Source organism: Neobacillus sp. B4I6 (genome assembly GCF_050434045.1).
Classification (GTDB): domain Bacteria; phylum Bacillota; class Bacilli; order Bacillales; family Cytobacillaceae; genus Neobacillus.
Genome location: NZ_JBNPWB010000002.1, coordinates 980492 through 997116 on the forward strand (window position 1 = coordinate 980492; position 16625 = coordinate 997116).

At 36.3% G+C, this 16625-nt stretch carries 17 protein-coding genes; 10 read left to right on the forward strand and 7 right to left on the reverse strand.

Annotated features, from left to right (window positions below; translation table 11 throughout):
• The first annotated feature begins 164 nt into the window (after nt 1-164).
• Nucleotides 165-782 (forward strand): TrkA C-terminal domain-containing protein, encoded by a 618-nt coding sequence (locus tag QF028_RS06860; protein WP_429464603.1) that lies wholly within the window; start codon nt 165-167, stop codon nt 780-782.
• A gap of 62 nt (nt 783-844) precedes the next feature.
• Here the strand turns inward: QF028_RS06860 and QF028_RS06865 are convergent, their stop codons facing one another.
• Together QF028_RS06865 and QF028_RS06870 are read right to left on the reverse strand one after the other, a co-directional pair.
• Nucleotides 845-2401: a glycine betaine ABC transporter substrate-binding protein gene (locus QF028_RS06865; protein ID WP_429464604.1), complete on the reverse strand. Its 1557-nt coding sequence runs from the start codon at nt 2399-2401 to the stop codon at nt 845-847.
• Nucleotides 2401-3525 carry an ABC transporter ATP-binding protein gene (locus QF028_RS06870; protein WP_214712169.1) on the reverse strand — a complete coding sequence of 375 codons (1125 nt, stop codon included), beginning with the start codon at nt 3523-3525 and terminating at the stop codon, nt 2401-2403. Before QF028_RS06870 ends, QF028_RS06865 begins: the two co-directional genes overlap by 1 nt.
• Before the next feature lie 193 nt (nt 3526-3718).
• Between QF028_RS06870 and QF028_RS06875 the strand changes: the two genes are divergently transcribed.
• On the forward strand, nt 3719-3973 hold the full coding sequence (locus QF028_RS06875; RefSeq protein WP_429472215.1) for a M50 family metallopeptidase: 255 nt from the start codon (nt 3719-3721) through the stop codon (nt 3971-3973).
• An 80-nt stretch (nt 3974-4053) separates the two neighbouring features.
• Entirely contained in the window at nt 4054-4539 is a 486-nt protein-coding gene (locus tag QF028_RS06880; RefSeq protein WP_429464605.1) for a nitroreductase family protein, read from the forward strand.
• Nucleotides 4540-4596: 57 nt separating this feature from the next.
• Here QF028_RS06880 and QF028_RS06885 read toward each other — a convergent pair whose 3' ends face one another.
• On the reverse strand, nt 4597-5568 hold the full coding sequence (locus QF028_RS06885; protein WP_429464606.1) for an NAD(P)H-dependent flavin oxidoreductase: 972 nt from the start codon (nt 5566-5568) through the stop codon (nt 4597-4599).
• Between the two features lie 209 nt (nt 5569-5777).
• Here QF028_RS06885 and QF028_RS06890 point away from each other — a divergent pair, with 209 nt between their 5' ends.
• A complete protein-coding gene (locus QF028_RS06890) occupies nt 5778-7022 on the forward strand; it encodes a DHH family phosphoesterase (RefSeq protein ID WP_429464607.1) in 1245 nt (414 codons plus the stop codon).
• A 293-nt stretch (nt 7023-7315) separates the two neighbouring features.
• On the forward strand, nt 7316-8305 hold the full coding sequence (locus QF028_RS06895) for an acyltransferase family protein (RefSeq protein WP_429464608.1): 990 nt from the start codon (nt 7316-7318) through the stop codon (nt 8303-8305).
• 88 nt (nt 8306-8393) lie between these two features.
• Here QF028_RS06895 and QF028_RS06900 read toward each other — a convergent pair whose 3' ends face one another.
• A complete protein-coding gene (locus QF028_RS06900; protein ID WP_429464609.1) occupies nt 8394-8915 on the reverse strand; it encodes a MerR family transcriptional regulator in 522 nt (173 codons plus the stop codon).
• A 103-nt stretch (nt 8916-9018) separates the two neighbouring features.
• The gene (locus QF028_RS06905) at nt 9019-10125 is read right to left on the reverse strand and encodes a MerR family transcriptional regulator (protein ID WP_429464610.1); all 1107 of its coding nucleotides are present in this window, start codon (nt 10123-10125) and stop codon (nt 9019-9021) included.
• A gap of 234 nt (nt 10126-10359) precedes the next feature.
• On the opposite strand from QF028_RS06905, the gene QF028_RS06910 reads away from it, so the two are divergent.
• Nucleotides 10360-11196: a DMT family transporter gene (locus QF028_RS06910; protein WP_429464611.1), complete on the forward strand. Its 837-nt coding sequence runs from the start codon at nt 10360-10362 to the stop codon at nt 11194-11196.
• An 81-nt stretch (nt 11197-11277) separates the two neighbouring features.
• On the opposite strand, the gene QF028_RS06915 is transcribed toward QF028_RS06910, so the two are convergent.
• Nucleotides 11278-12066, reverse strand: coding sequence for an HAD family hydrolase (locus tag QF028_RS06915; RefSeq protein ID WP_429464612.1), 789 nt, complete (start codon nt 12064-12066; stop codon nt 11278-11280).
• 253 nt (nt 12067-12319) lie between these two features.
• On the opposite strand from QF028_RS06915, the gene QF028_RS06920 reads away from it, so the two are divergent.
• The 4 genes from QF028_RS06920 (at nt 12320) to QF028_RS06935 (ending at nt 16019) form a co-directional block, all read left to right on the forward strand.
• Nucleotides 12320-13054: a polysaccharide deacetylase family protein gene (locus QF028_RS06920; protein WP_410885897.1), complete on the forward strand. Its 735-nt coding sequence runs from the start codon at nt 12320-12322 to the stop codon at nt 13052-13054.
• A gap of 264 nt (nt 13055-13318) precedes the next feature.
• Nucleotides 13319-13666 carry a hypothetical protein gene (locus tag QF028_RS06925; RefSeq protein ID WP_088088565.1) on the forward strand — a complete coding sequence of 116 codons (348 nt, stop codon included), beginning with the start codon at nt 13319-13321 and terminating at the stop codon, nt 13664-13666.
• A gap of 262 nt (nt 13667-13928) precedes the next feature.
• Nucleotides 13929-15431 carry an aminotransferase class V-fold PLP-dependent enzyme gene (locus QF028_RS06930; protein WP_429464613.1) on the forward strand — a complete coding sequence of 501 codons (1503 nt, stop codon included), beginning with the start codon at nt 13929-13931 and terminating at the stop codon, nt 15429-15431.
• A gap of 99 nt (nt 15432-15530) precedes the next feature.
• On the forward strand, nt 15531-16019 hold the full coding sequence (locus tag QF028_RS06935; protein ID WP_429464614.1) for a L,D-transpeptidase family protein: 489 nt from the start codon (nt 15531-15533) through the stop codon (nt 16017-16019).
• Between the two features lie 335 nt (nt 16020-16354).
• Here the strand turns inward: QF028_RS06935 and QF028_RS06940 are convergent, their stop codons facing one another.
• Entirely contained in the window at nt 16355-16624 is a 270-nt protein-coding gene (locus QF028_RS06940; RefSeq protein ID WP_429472217.1) for an immune inhibitor A domain-containing protein, read from the reverse strand.
• Between the last annotated feature and the right edge of the window lies 1 nt (nt 16625).

Consider the following 16625-nt stretch of genomic DNA (forward strand, 5'->3'; position numbering starts at 1 on the left):
TTACAATTATGTCCAATAAATACAAATGAAATCATGAAAGTTAAACTGAGTGGAAATGAAATATTTGTTCTCGCATATACAAATGGAAAAGAGTATATTTGATAAGTAGCAATTACTATAATTATGTACAGACTCAGGTAAAGATATAGATGGCGGAGGAAGCTATGCAAAAGGCACAAATACCAACTTACGAGCGAATTGCGATAGATTTAGCAAATAGGATCTACGATGGGAAATTTAAGGTAGGGGAAAAGATTCATGGCAGATCGACGTTAGCAAGTGAGTACAAGGTTTCTCCTGAAACTGTTAGAAGAGCGATTAAGATTCTAGAGGATGTTGAGATTGTCCAATCCACTAAAGGTAGTGGAATCGTTATATCTTCTCGGGAAAATGCCTATAAATATATTCAACGGTTTTCCAACATCGCAAGTATTAAAGATCTTGAAAAGCAAATGAACTCACTGATTTCTGAAAGAGACAAGCTCGATGAGCAGCTGTTTGACACGCTTAGAAAAATCATGGACTACTCTGGAAAGCTTCGTCACACGAACCCATTGGCGCCAATCGAGGTAGAAGTTATTCCAGGCTGTATTCATATAGGACAAACTATTTCGGAATTGAAGTTTTGGCAAAATACCGGGGGAACCGTGATCGGCATGAAACGGAAAGGTGAATTAATTATCTCACCGGGACCTTATGCGGTAATTCTTGAGAGGGATGTCCTGCTTATCATAGGTGCTGAAGAAACTCATGACCGGGTGCTTCACTTTATGGAAGAGTAAAAACGGGTTGGAATATGCGAAAAAGCCGGATGTTGAGGTCCGGCTTTTTCCTTTTTCCACTATTATTCTAATAATCCTTCTGTTTCCAAAAATTCTTTTGCGACTTTGTCAGGTGACTGTTTGAGACTGTCGACCTTATAGTTGAGTTCGCGCATTTTTTCATCCGTCAACTTACCAGATAAAGAATTAATAACTTTTCTTAATTCTGGATGTTCCTTTAATGTTTCTTCTTTTAACATTGGTACGGCATAGTAAGGAGGGAAGAAGTTTTTATCATCCTCTAATACCTTCAATTTAAACTCTTCAAGTAACCCGTCCGTCGAAAAGGCATCGATCACATCACTTTTATGGTTGTTTAATGCAGTATAGCGTAACCCGCCATCAATGGCTTTTACGTCTTTAAATTTCAAATTATACTTTTTGGAAAGTCCGATTAATCCGTCCTCGCGATTTGGAAATTCGATAGTCGGACCCATGGTTAATTCCGAGCTTACCTTTGCTAAATCAGAGATCGTCTTTAAACCATATTCTTTTGCGGTGTCTTGACGAATTGCTAAGGCATAGGTGTTATTAAATCCAAGCGGTTTTAACAATTCAAAACCATATTTTTGCTTGAATTCCTTCTGGACAATATCGTAGACGATGTCCGGATCACTCTGTGGCTTCTTCTTTAAGATATTAATTAATCCTGTCCCCGTATATTCAACATACATATCAATGTCCCCATTTTTAAGGGCACTGAAGGCAACCTGACTACCACCAAGATTTAGTTTTCTTTCTACTTGAATATCAGTCTTATTTTCTATTAAATCAGCGAGCATATTACCTAATATCATTTGTTCGCTGAAATTTTTTGAACCTATTACAATTTTATCCTTTGCGTTTACCTTTGAATAAGCAGTAAAAGTCCCGGCAATGATTAACAAAATACAAGCCAAACTAATCATTATTTTTTTAGTGGTTTTACCAGTCTTTTTTGCTGATCTTTGCTTGCTTGTATAAGAAAGTGAGGATTCGAGTTTTCCGACAATATAATCAATGAGAAGAGCAAGAATACAGGCTGGAATAGCTCCGGCCAAAATCATATAATTGTCAACTGTTTGCACACCAGAAAATACGAGATACCCAAGTCCGCCTGCACCGATGAAGGCTGAAATGGTCATTAATCCAACAGCGGTAACCGCTGAAATTCTGATACCCGCCATAATCATCGGGAAGGCTAGTGGTAACTGAACCTTTCTCATCGTTTGACTCTTGGTCAGACCGATACCTCTGGCGGCTTCCAGAATGTCCCCATCAATATTCGTTAAACCTGTGTATGTGTTTTTAACAATGGGAAGCAGTGAATATAGAACGACCATGATTATCGCTGGGGTACTGCCGATTCCAACGAATGGGATGAGAAATCCAAGTAATGCCAAACTCGGTACAGCTTGGATCACATTCGTAGTTCCAATAATAGGTTTTGCGAGCTTTGGTTCTCTTGAAATTAATATACCAAGTGGGATCCCAATTATAATTGCTACTAAAACAGAAATCACACTTAAGTAAAGATGCTGGCCAAGTAAACTTAAAACCTGCTCATAGTTTGTGGTTAAATAGTTCCAAAATCCACTCATTAAAAGGCCACCTCCAAATCAATTAGTTGGCTGCTTAATGCAGATAGAATACTGCTTCTCGTAATGAGACCAATTAATTGGTTATGACCATTCACAACAGGTACATAACCGATTTTATGTTCATTCATTGTAGCTAACACAGAAATTAAATTGGCATCCTGTGAAACGGAAAGAACATTTTGTTCCATAATCATTTCAATCGACGTCGTTCGATTTAACAACTGGATGCTTTTTAATGTCACTAAACCCTTAAGGACATTATGTTTGTCAGTAACTATTAGGCTGTCTACCTTATGGTCCTTCATAATCTCAATGGCCTGAAGTACGGTCCGCCTTGCGGTAATTTTTACCGGATTAGGTATCATAATATCCTCAGCCATTAATAATTCAGGATTATTCCAAACTCTTCTTTTTCCAATAAATTCTTCAACAAAGTCATTAGCAGGATTTTTAAGAATGTTTTCAGGCGTATCATATTGGAGAATATCACCGTCTTTTAGAATGCAAATCTTATCTGCTATTTTAATAGCTTCGTCCATATCGTGGGTGACGAAAATAATCGTCTTGTTTAATTCCTTTTGCATTTGGAAGAGTTCATCTTGAAGGGAGCTTCTTGTGACTGGATCTAAGGCGCTAAATGGTTCATCCATTAAAATGATATCGGAGTTGGTTGAGAAGGCTCTTGCTACGCCAATTCTTTGCTGTTGTCCCCCGCTCAATTCCTTCGGAAAACGATGTAAGAACTCCTTAGGATCTAAGCCGACCAACTCTAGCAATTCACCTGTTTTTTGGGTAATCGAAGCGGGATCTTCACCCTTTAGCTTTGGAATCAATTCTAAATTTTCTTTAATGGACATATGTGGAAATAAACCAGTATTTTGAATGACATAGCCAATGTTTCTGCGGAGCTCAATCGGATTTATGGTTGAGATATCCGTCCCATTCACATAAATTTTTCCAGAAGTTGGCTGAATCAATTTATTAATCATTTTCAGTAAAGTGGTTTTCCCACAGCCACTCGGTCCAATAAAAACAACTAACTGTCCAGCCTCAATATCTAATGAAAAAGGATTAATAATTGTTTTTGTCCGATACTTCTTAACAATGTTTTTAAATTCTATCAATTCCATTCCTCCCTAAATTAATATGTCTTGCGTTAATGCAACAACTTTATGGTAACACATAAGTTGTTTCTTTGTCTAATCAAGATGATTTTATACGCTAAGTTGAAATTTACAAAAGTAATAACAAAAAATGTTAAAATGGTGTTAGTTACTAAAGAGGAGAATCTATTTTGAGCTTTGTTCGAGACAAAGCATTAAAGGGAGTCAAAACTTTAGAGATAACCTATTACTTTTAATTGCATCAATTTTATTGGTTGATTCAGTACAAAGTGCTTATGAAATATTATTCATTAGTATATTTCAGCCCCAATCAGCAGGGGATGCAGCAAATCTTGCGCGGATCACAGGTTTTATTCCAGCTCCTATTTGGGGGATTTTCTTCTTTGTCCAATCACTATGGTTTTGCTATTATGGCTTAAAACGGGGATATTATAAACTGGCGAATTAAAACTTTTACGTACAAAATATAGGGAGAGACATAAGATATTACGATGGGTTTCGAAATGAATATAAAAGGGGAGTCATTGATTGAAAATTATTGATTTAATTAAAACTCGGCGCAACTTAAAAAAATTCAAACCTGATGAAATTGACAAAAATTTACTTCACTCATGGCTAGAGGCTGCTGCAATGGCACCCAATCACCGCATGACAGAACCATGGGAAATTTATTTTATTGGAGCAGAGACAAGAGAAAAGTTAAATCATAAAACAAATTTTGGAAACGCACCGATAGTAATGATGATTTTATCCAAGCACGGGGCGACATCCATAGAAACAGTGGAAAATGCGCTGGCAACTGCATGCTTTATCCAAAATTTTAATTTAGCTGCATGGGCAGAAGGAGTTGGGACCTTTTGGTCATCGATTGGCATTACGCCCAAAAACAGGGGAATTCTTGGTGTTCCGGATGGCTATGATATTATTGGCGTTCTGGGAGTAGGCTATCCTGATGTAATCCCAGAGCCAAAACCGCGTACACCAATTAAGAACAAATTCAGAAATTTACCATAACAGAAACAGGAAAGAGCCAACCGTATGATTAATTTACGGTTGGCTCTTTTAAATAAACTAGATAGCCTGATTGTATTCTAATGTAAGATTATCAATGATTGTTTGAACGGGAAGAATATCTTTGATTTCTCCAACTCTAGCCCCTGCAAAAACAAGGCCATTTTCCGCATCGCCATTCATGGATACCAAAAGAGAATCCATGGTGCAAAAGCGGTAAGAACAATTCTTTAAACAATCAATGCATTTAGCGATTTTTAGCTTATCTGTTCCACTAATTAATTTTGCAAAATTATTATTAATGGCTCTTCCCTGAAGACCAACGGTTGTTTTTACCAAAACCAAATCTTCATTACCTGAATCAACATATTTTTGTTTAAAAGCTAATGGGGCATCACATTCCTCGCTGGCTACAAAGCGTGTTCCCATTTGTACACCAGAGGCACCCATTGAAAGAGCTTTTGCAATATCGCCGCCAGTCATGATTCCTCCTGCCGCAATAACGGGGATGGAAACCGCTTCAACGATTTCTGGGAGGATATCAAACATTGGGCGGTCTGTTCCAAGATGTCCTCCTGCTTCAAAGCCTTCAACGACAACTGCTGCTGCTCCCAGTCGTTCGGAAATCCTGGCTAATTTAGCAGATGAGACTATAGAGATAACAGGAATTCCTGCTTCTCTTCCCCATGCGTACATATCTCGTGAGATTCCAGCGCCAGAAATAATAAAGTCAACTTTTTCTTCTAGAGCTGCTTTCATTTTTTCAGCAAAGTCATTCACCGCGAATAGAACATTTACACCAATGTATCCTGCATCTTTGATCAGACTTTTAGCTTTCCTTATATGTGTTCTCATTTCGTCAGTTGAAATCCCTGTTCCAGATATAATCCCAATCCCTCCTGCATTTGCGACAGCTGAAGCCAATTTGCTTAGAGAAATACCGACACCCATTCCGCCTTGAATGATTGGAACTTGAGGTCTCATATGGCCTATTTTAAGTTGTGGAAAGTTCAAATTATAACCCCGTTTCATTATTTGTATTAGAAACTTCCCATGCATCATACCATGTCATTTTTAATATGTCTGTGATTACTATCACCAGGTCATAGTGGTAGGTGGTATTATTTTCTATATGATAAAATAAAGATTAATGTTAAATCATAACTAGGTTAACCTGCATAAAAAATTTGCTGAAACCAAACGATACGTTATGAAGCAAAAAATGGATGGTGGTAGATAGGATGATTATTTTTACGGATATTGATCTTGATGGTCTTGGTTGTGGACTTATTGCGAAACTGGCATTTGCAGACAAGGCCAATATATTTTACTGTTCTTATCGAAATTTAAATCAAAGAGTGGAAGCAGTTATTAAAAACCCTGAGAATAATAATGTGGAAATCTACATTACTGATTTAGCTGTAAATGAGCAGGTCGAGAAAAAACTCGAGGAGCGGTTCCAAAAGGGAAAACCAGTTCAAATGATCGATCATCATGTGACTGCTTTGCATTTTAATCAATACAAATGGGGGAGTGTAATTCCTGAGTATGAGACGGGAAAAAAGACTTGTGCAACTTCTTTATTTTATGATTACGTAATTGAACACAAAATGATGGAACGAAATAAAGCACTTGAAGAATTTATCGAATTAGTACGTCAATATGACACATGGGAGTGGGATGAAAATAATAATTTAACAGCCAAACGATTAAATGATTTGTTCTATATTATGAGTCGTGAACTGTTTGAGGAGGAAATGTTAAAGAGGTTGACTGAAAATAATGAATCATTTGCATTGACCGACACGGAACATATGCTGCTTGATATCGAGGAACAAAAAATTCATCGTTACATCCATTCGAAAAGTAGACAACTGCTTCAAACTTTTATTGATGATTACTGTGTTGGAATTGTTCATGCCGAACAATATTTATCAGAGCTAGGTAATGAATTAAATAATTTATATCCGCATTTGGATATGATTGTCCTTCTAAATATGGGTGGAAAGAAGATGGGATTTCGAACCATTCATGATGAAATAAATGTAGCCGAATATGCAAAAAGGTACGGAGGAGGAGGGCATCCGAAAGCCTCTGGATCAGAAATGACAAGGGAAGCGTTTGAAAAGTTTGTAATAAATGTTTTTGAAACGATTCCACTTAAACCAGATGCAGATCGGAATGAATTTAATGTTAAGGATTCACAGGTTGGAACATCTTATCAGAACCCGTTAGGAGAAAGTTCATATATCATTCCATGTGGAGATGGCTCTTTTTCTATAATACATAATAAGAAGAAATTGGAGCAGTCTTTCTCTGAATTCGCGGATGCAGAACGGTATTTAAAAAGAAATTATTCTTCTTGGCTTCGAAGCGACCATGAATATCTTTATCACGTTTCAAAAGCGCTTCGGATCTCACAAGATGAATTAAGAGGGAATTATCAGGAAATCATCAGGAACCATCTTGTAGATATTACTTTATGAATTAGTAAAAGCCATTCCTTATCGAAAAAAGGAGTGGCCTTTTTTTGTTTTTTTAACATTTAATTTTAAGGGTTTATTAAGAGTGAAGTGGTAATATAATCGTAGGTATATGAGATTATTATTTCAAAATCGTAATAACCATGCAACAGAAAGTTAATTTATATACATATTCCTGTAATGTTCTTTTGTTATGATTGGTTAACGACTATGAGAATTGGTCGTGGGAATTAAATGGTGAGGGTTTGAAAAAAATATTAATATACCTTTTTGATTGAATTAACCTATGGGGTGATATGATGGCTTCAGCTTCAAAAAGGAGTAAATATTTTGATAATGCAAAATTCATTTTGATTTTTCTCGTCGTTTTTGGGCATCTCATAAGTCCATTAAAGGAACATGATGGGATCCTTTTCACTTTATATACAGTTATTTTTCTATTCCATATGCCCGCTTTTATCCTAATCTCTGGATACTTTGCGAAAGGGTATAAAAAGAAAGGCTACTTTATAAAGTCTATCAAGAAGATATTACTTCCTTATTTTATTTTTCAGATGATCTATTCCATTTATTATTATTTAAATGGGCAGGAAAAAAATATAGAATTTGATTTTTTACATCCTCATTGGTCGCTTTGGTTTTTGATGAGTTTGTTTTTTTGGAATTTACTGCTATATCTCTTTGCAAGGTTAAGATGGAGGGGCTTTTTTATTGCCATTGTCTTGGGAATCGCGATTGGTTTTGTTGATCACGCGGGTAGTTTTTTAAGCCTATCAAGAACATTTGTATTTTTCCCCTATTTCCTCTTGGGGTTTTTACTAAATGGTGATCAGTTAAAGAAAGTAATTCGGGCCAGATATTCACTTCCAGTTGGTATAATAATCATTATCGGGACTTATATTTTCTTTGGGTTCAGTTTCCCTCAAGATGCGGTGCCATGGCTTCTGGGCGATACATCATATGCAAATATGGGGGAAAAAGAGTTGGCCGATGGGCTGTTGCGAGGACTTCAATATGGGCTGACATTAATAGTTGTATTTGGGTTTTTAGCATTAATACCTTCCAATCAATTTAAAGTAACGAAAATTGGTGAAAGAACTTTATATGTCTATTTGCTTCATGGATTTATTATTAAATCGCTCCAAGAGATTCTACCAAATAAAAGTATCATCTCCGTTTCAGGGAATTATCTTTTACTTTTCGTTCTTTCCTTTATGATCTGTATCGTTCTAGGAAGTTATTTAATTAAAAAATATACTCAACCGCTTGTCGAATTTAAAGTTTAAATGAATACAGTGAGTAGTAATGAAAGCCGAACTAGTATGGACCAGTTCGGCTATTTTTTGTGTATTTAAATTAGAAAATTGTAACGAACTAAAACCCAAATAATGAGCTGACAATATTTTTTTTCTTTCTTTTTACTTTACTGTGATCAAATACAAGTGGTTCTTCCATTTGCGAGGTCATTTTTAGTTGGTTCATTTGTTTTTGAAGTTGTTCTACCTGCTGCGATAAATCTTTTACAAGATGTTGCAAATCCTCTAGTTCACGGCGATGCTGAAGGAGTTGATAGGAAGCAACCGAATCTGCTTTTGAATTTAGATTACTTTCCAATTCACTGACTTTTGAATATAACTTTTCTAGTGCTTGATTGTCATTTACCGCTTTAACAGCACCTTTTCGAGGATTTTTTTTCTCTTTTAATGGGACTATTTCTTGGATTAGTGTTCCGTTTTGGAGCTGTTCGTGTATTTTTTTTAATAGTTCTATATCCTCGCTGCTAAAATGGTAATGACCACGCTCATTTCTTTCCATTGGAAGTTCAAGCTGTTTTACCCAGCGCTGAATAGTACTTGTAGATACTCCTAATAATTTTGCTACTTCACTTGTATTCATTTCGAATCCCTCCATTGATAAAATAAACCGCAATCTACGAGTGACGAAATTATTGTTTTTTGTCTTTAAAAGGGAGTCGTTCTAATCGAAGAAAACTTTCGTATTAAGTCCAGAATTTCCACCATTTCTTTTCTTTTGTTGCTGCGACATGTCTATAACTGTTAAGCATTTGTTGAAAGGCTAATTCTCTTTGCGAAATTTCATGTCGGTACTGATTACGCTCTTCAAGGAAAAATTCACGTTCTTTTGACATTGCCTCAGTTAGACTTGAGATTTCGTTATTGGTAACATCCACATAGTGGGATAGTTCTTCGGAAGTTTCTGACAACTGCTTGGAAAGTGTATAAATTTCTTGCGAAGTCTCTACAGAGGCGTTAACAATGTTGTTGGATAGGTACTGTAATGAGTCAGCTGATAGTTCAGAGGCTTTTTCAAGAGTCTCTGATAACTCCTGAATCTCAGCTCTTGTGTTAGCAGATGATTTATATATCGAGTCAGATAATGATTTAACTGTGGTATAAGTTCCATTCCTTATTTCCTTTTTTACTTCATCTAGTACTTCTCTTCGAACAACCGTCCGGATTTCATCTTTTACGTCGCTTAAGAAATTTTGCTTGTACGTATCCATTGCCTCGAAAAACTGATGTGCATCTATAGCGTCTTGGATGGTTATCGGTTTGGCTGTGTCCGAAATGACCTCTAATGAGACTATAGGTGGTGCTTTCATATCTAGATTTTCAATGGCCTTGAGTGATACCGCGAGTGATTCTGAGACATCCTGATTTTCAGTGACCTCTTGGGAAACTGCGAATGATTCTGAGACATTCTGATTTTCAATGACCTTTTGGGAAACTGCGAATGATTCTGAGACATTCTGATTTTCAATGACCTTTTGGGAAACTGCGAATGATTCTGAGACATTCTGATTACCAATGAACGCTTGTGAAACTTCGGGGAATTGGGGAACATCCTCACTTTCAGGGTGAAGTTTTTTTTGCATCCATTTCCTGATTGTTTCCTTACTTAACTTTTTTTCATATAGTTGTTTAATTTCTATTAGCTGTTCAATCTCCCTTTCTGTACATATTCTGGCCCCTTGTTTTGAACGTGGAATTTCTAGTAAATCAACTAAATCTTTTTCCCATTGACGTATGGTGCCTGGTGTTGTATTTATTTTTTTGGCTACTTCTTTTAAGGTATAGGACTTCATATAAAAATCATTCCTTTCTATTTATCTCGGAAATAATTCATCGTTGTGTTAGTAATTCACCATTCGGTAGCACATTTTCCTGCTAGATGACAAAAGCTATCAAAACAAGACGGAAAGCATGAAATAACAACAATATTTTGCAAATTGAGCATCTATTACGAAAAAACGATTGAGCAGAATAGAAATGAGGTTTATTATATGGAGTGGAAATGATGTAGAAAGAAGGAACTCAACATGTGGATTGCAGCGGCCTTTGTAACTATGGTTTGTTTTGGGACAAATAATACTATTTTCAAGTGGAGCACGGAGAAGAAAGTGTCGAAAGTACATATTCAGTTCTTCTTCTATTTTGTAGCATTCCTATTAACTTTGGGATTTGCTTTTGTAAACGGGACAGTCCATTTGAATCTTATCACCATATTACTAGGAGCTTTTATTGGAATATTAAATGCAAACGGAAATATCCAAATGTCAAAGGCCTTTGAAAAGGGCCCTGCTAGTTTGACATCGCCATTAGTAGGAACAAATACAATATTTCCAATCGTATGTGCTGGCGTTCTTTTTCATGAACAAATCACAGTGATTCAGTGGGTAGGAATCATAATTATGCTTGGCTCAGCCATGGCCATACAGTATTCATCTGGTAATAATAGAGGAATAAATTATTTCCCTTGGATGATTCGCGTTGGGCTTGCAATATTTTCTTTTGGTTTACTAGGGGTTTTAATGACAACTACATCCTATTTGCAAATAAATTCATTAGATATCCTCATTGCCATGTATGGCGGGGGGAGTTTCTATTTAGCTATTTGCAGTATCTTGAAAAAAGAAAAGTGGAAGAGGTCAGAAGCTAATGTGGGATCCATTGTGGGACTAATTAGCATTTTAGGATATAGCAGTTATTTCTATGCCCTTAATACTGGAACGGCAAGTATCGTGTTTCCAATTGTAAGTTTAAATTGTCTAGTAGTGGTTCTAGCTGGGTTTTTACTTTTTAAAGAAAAATTAAAAAGATATCAAGTGATCGGTGTATGTACTGCTCTACTTGGGATAATTTTCACAAAGATCTAAAGCGCAAAAAAGTGCAGATTGTTTCAAGTTAAATTGAAATTCTCTGCACTTTTTATATGGCATCATGATTTATTACCTATCTCAATTCATCAACCCAAGCTTTTTCAACCCATTATAAATTCCAGAATCAGTAACCTTGGTAGTTTTATGCTTTGCGTATTTAAAAAGGTCTGGATGGCCGTTACCCATGACAAAGCTTTCGCCCGCGTTTTGAAGCATTTCCTTATCATTCATTCCATCTCCAAATGCAATCGAACTTTCCTTATTGATGCCTAGCCGCTTCAAAACTACGTGAACTCCATAGCCTTTGTTCACTTTGTCCCTGATTACATCATAGCAATGATGCATTCCCTCGACATTGACTTGGGATAAATGGATTCCCTCTTCTTTATTGTAAAGGATAGGGGCATCTTTTTTTAGATTGATTAGTGTCATCCCTAAGATCGAACTATTAACTAAAGGAGAATAAGGTTCATTTTTATGTAAGTGGAATTTGTGCATAAACTCCGTTGTGATCTCAGAATCTACATTGGTAAAAACGTTTTTATTATTCGTATACAGGACCACTTCATGCTGGTTATCCTTAGCAATCTCTAAGAAATTCATAACTGTAGAGCTCTTCATAGGCTCCTGGAATATATCTTCACCTTTATAAATGGCATATGCACCGTTATAACCAATGAATGAGTGAATATTTAACTCTTTTGCGAGTTCATCTAATTCATGTAGTGGCCTTCCTGTAGCTAAGAAAACTTCCAAGCCCTGAGCCTGAACCTTTGAAATGGCCTTTTTTGTTGAATCTTCAATCGTACCATCTGGTCTCAGTAATGTTCCATCGATATCTAAAAATAAAACTTTATAATTGGTCATGAATAGCTCCTTTTGAAGAATGTTGTTTTTAGTCTACCACTTTTTGTTAAAGGAAGTCACATTAAATAGAATCGTTCAATCAATTAATAGCGACAGTAATTCCTTTAGGGGATATTAGTTTCATGGCGTTTTTGTAATTCGATTGGATTTTCAACAAACGGAAAATGCTGCGTCCGCAGTTTTTTTAATGAAATGATATTTTGGAGGAATAATAGGTGGTGATAAATATAAAACGCAAAAAGTGAGGAATTTTATGAAAAAGATTTTATTACTATTCTTATCTCTTCTCATTTTAGGACTTCCCAAAAGCGTCTATGCTAAGCAAAAGATTCCTATATTAATTTATCATTCCATCGCTCAATTTAACGGTATTGGATCCAAGGAGTTATATGTAACTCCAGAAAATTTTGAGAAACAAATGGCATATTTAAGAGAACATGGTTATACCTTATTAACTTTCGAGCGTTGGAAGGATATTAAAACTGTTCAAAAGCCAATCTTTATCACCTTTGATGATGGTTACAAAAATAATCTTAATGCCTATTCGATTTTTCAAAAACTCACAACAGAAAGTTTTCATCCAGCCGGTACCTTTTTTGTGATTTCTGATTTCGTAGGAAGGGCAAACCGCTTATCTAAAGCAGATCTAAAATTGTTAGCGAATTCAGGATTAATATCTATTCAGTCACATACAGCTACACATCCAGATTTAACCAAAGAGGAAAACTTAAAATATGAACTAAAAGATTCTAAAGAAAAAATTCAGCAAATAACTGGGAAACCCGTTATTGCACTAGCTTATCCATATGGTAATACAAATGAACATGTGGTGGCGGAAGCGAAAAAGTATTATCGGTATGGACTGACTACAACGCCAGGCCCATTTTCAATGACAGGCTTTAAGAACGAGCTTTACTATTTACCTCGAACGTATATAAAATATTCAACTACACTCGATGATTTCGAAAAAGCAGTGAAGATAGACTAATTTAAAAACTATTACTTTTAAGAGGCAAACGTTTGCACAGTTTTTTATTGATTTTATACGAGTTTTTATCCCAATAAATCTGCCACGTATTAATAACCTAGAAAGTATTACCAGTGTGGATCCAATTACTCAGGTGATTAAGGAGAAAGACTCAAAAAAATAGCTATTGAAAAGACAATGTAAACTAGCCGAAACCTCTATGTAATCAAACCACGTTATAATAGTGTAAACATAATTCGAGACTGTATTAGGGCGGGTGTTTATATGGAAGAGACAATGGTAAAATCCTACTTGCAAAAATCACTAGATGAGTGGAAAGATGATATTTCACTTGTCTTAACTGAAATTGCAAATGAATATGATGAAGTGGCACAGGAATTAAAGGTTTATTCTTACAAATATGGGATTACCAAGCAAGTAATTCAATCGACAGTAAATGAGGAAATTATTGATAAAATTCGTGACATGTACCATAAACCATTTGAAGAAAGCTATAACCAACTGAAAGAATACATAAAAGACCTAGAGGAGAAAAGGCGAGTTTTTCAAATGTTTATTCAAAAAATTGAAGAAGTAACAAGGAAAGAATCTGCGAAAATTACTACATATTAGTAAGTAATTTCATCCCCCTATAACTTAAAAGCAGCCTTATCAATTGATGAGGCTGCTTTTTTATTTGAAAAAAAGCATATTCGTAAGAATTATGTAAGATTTTTGTCTGATGATGTAAACATGAAACAATTTAATTAAGTTGGAGAAATACCAGAGGAGCAGCCCTTATAGGAGGCTGCTCTTTTTAGATTTCGTTAAAGAAACCGTGCTATAGATTCCTGCATATATTAATAACAGATTTATATTGTGAGGTGTGAAACAAATGATCACCGCTAATATTGGAAGTAAAACCTATCGGATCCCGGATAACTTTGAAGAATATTTTCAACCGTTTCGCTCACAAGTGATTGGGACGAACCAAGTGTTTGATTCCCCCTATGGGAAAAAGAAAATCATCTATGCGGACTGGACGGCAAGCGGACGACTTTATCGACCCATCGAACAGAAAATTTCTGAGGTATTCGGACCCTTTATGGCAAATACACATACAGAATCGAATATAACTAGTTTAATGATGACAGGGATATATAATCAATCCAGAAAAATTATTAAGGAACATGTTAACGCCGACGAGCATGATGCCCTAATCCTGGATGGATTTGGAATGACCTCTGTGATGAATAAGTTTCAGAGATTATTAGGAATTAGAGTTCATGAACAGTGGAAAGGGCGGCTGCAGATTTCCGAAAATGAGCGACCAGTAATTTTTATTACGCATATGGAACATCACTCAAACCAGACATCCTGGCTCGAGACACTGGGGGATGTGGTTGTATTAAGTCCAGACGAGGATGGAGGTGTGGACAAAAACCGGCTTGTTCACCTGCTGCATCAATATAAGAATAGAAAAATGAAGATTGGTTCGTTTACAGCATGCTCCAATGTAACAGGGGTTCAAACCCCATACCATCAATTAGCAAAAATTATGCATCAACATGGTGGCATTTGTATAGTCGATTTTGCGGCTTCGGCTCCGTATGTGACCATTAATATGCATCCAATGGATCCTTTGGAAAAAATTGATGCCGTCTTTTTCTCTCCTCATAAGTTTTTAGGGGGACCGGGAACTAGTGGTGTTTTGGTCTTTGATACTAGATTATATGCTAATCATGTTCCAGACCATCCCGGGGGAGGGACTGTGACCTGGACAAATCCATGGGGCGAGCATCAATATCATACTAGCATCGAGCTGCGTGAAGATGGTGGGACACCAGGAATATTACAAGCCATTCGGACCGCCCTATGTTTGAATTTGAAGAATCAAATGGGTGTGGACAATATATTAACAAGAGAGAAGGAACAGTTAAGTATTTTATTACCTAGATTAGTAGAGATTCCCGGCCTTCATTTATTAGATGGTCATAAAAAAGATCGTTTGGGTATTGTTTCGTTTTATATTGAGAATATCCACTATAATTTAATCGTCCGCCTGCTTAATGACCGGTATGGGATTCAAGTAAGAGGTGGATGCTCCTGTGCTGGGACCTACGGGCATTATCTTCTTCACATTGATAAACCTTCCTCTAAGCATATTTCTGAACAGATTAATCAGGGAGATCTGTCGGAGAAACCAGGGTGGGTTCGTTTCTCATTACATCCGATTATGACTAACGAAGAAATCCTATTGTTTGTAAATGCCATAAGAGATATCACCTTAAACATAAATGAATGGAGAAACGATTATCGATATGATAAGGCAAGTAATGATTACTTTTTTGTGAACCACGTAAGAGAGGATATGGCCCCACTATTTCGGTTTGAATAATGCTGATCCAGCTAGAAATGCAGGATATCAGTACCTATTCTAAATAAGGCAACCATAAACTTGTATGGGCATATGCTATCAGAAGAAAGGTGGGATCGTATGATTCATATAGTTAAGCCTGGCGAAACGCTGGGGATTATCTCTGCTAATTATCGCGTAAGTCTCCGTAGACTTCACGCAGCAAATCCTGGGGTCGGGCAATTACATGTAGGCCAAAAAATCCAAATTCCAGGTCTGCCAGAACCCACTACTATACCCTTTTCCATTCATATCTCTGTCGGAAAACGAAGACTTACATTATATAACAATGGAAGGTTAGTAAAAATTTTTCCAATCGCGGTAGGGAGGATGTTGACGAATACTCCAACAGGTGATTTTGTGATTGTAAATCGGCAGTATAATCCAGGGGGACCATTTGGAGTGTTGTGGCTTTCACTTTCCAAACAAGGTTACGGGATTCACGGCACAAACGACCCAAGTTCGATTGGAAAAGCCGTTTCCCATGGCTGTGTGAGAATGTATAATCGAGATGTTTTGCAGCTGGCGGATATGGTACCAAATGGGACTAGAGTGATTATTCGTCCCTAGAGGAAAAAAAGGCCGGTTTTCGAATCAGCCTGTTTCTAATGAAGCCAGTAGAAATGCAAAAAATCTATCTTGATGTGACATTCATGAAGACAGAAATCAGAGGGAAAGATCAAAATCTGTCCTCATGAAGTGTCCATGAAGACAGAAATCAGAGGGAAAGTATAAAATTTGTCCTCATGAGGTGTTCATGAAGACAGAAATCAGAGGGAAAGTATAAAATTTGTCCTCATGAAGTGTTCGTGAAGACAGAAATAAGAGGGAAAATGTAAAACCTGTCCTCATAAAGCAAAAAACTCAATTTTCAAATCAGCCATCTATATTCTATAAAACAGTAACTAGTTTATTTTACCGTTAATTGTATAAGTACCACCTGATTGTTGCTCATCGTATTGCTTTTGAGAAATGAAGTTTTCACCATTTGGACCAGTTACTCCGTTAGCACCAAAAATCATTTCTTCAAAGTGCTTAATCGTATAATCCTGGTAATAGTTATCTGTTTGATTTGGTTGAATTTGATTGTGTTCAAAATCGGAGTATTCTACTACAAGCGTTAATAGTTTGGTTATATCATATATGAAAATAGCCGATTGGACTAATCTATTAATT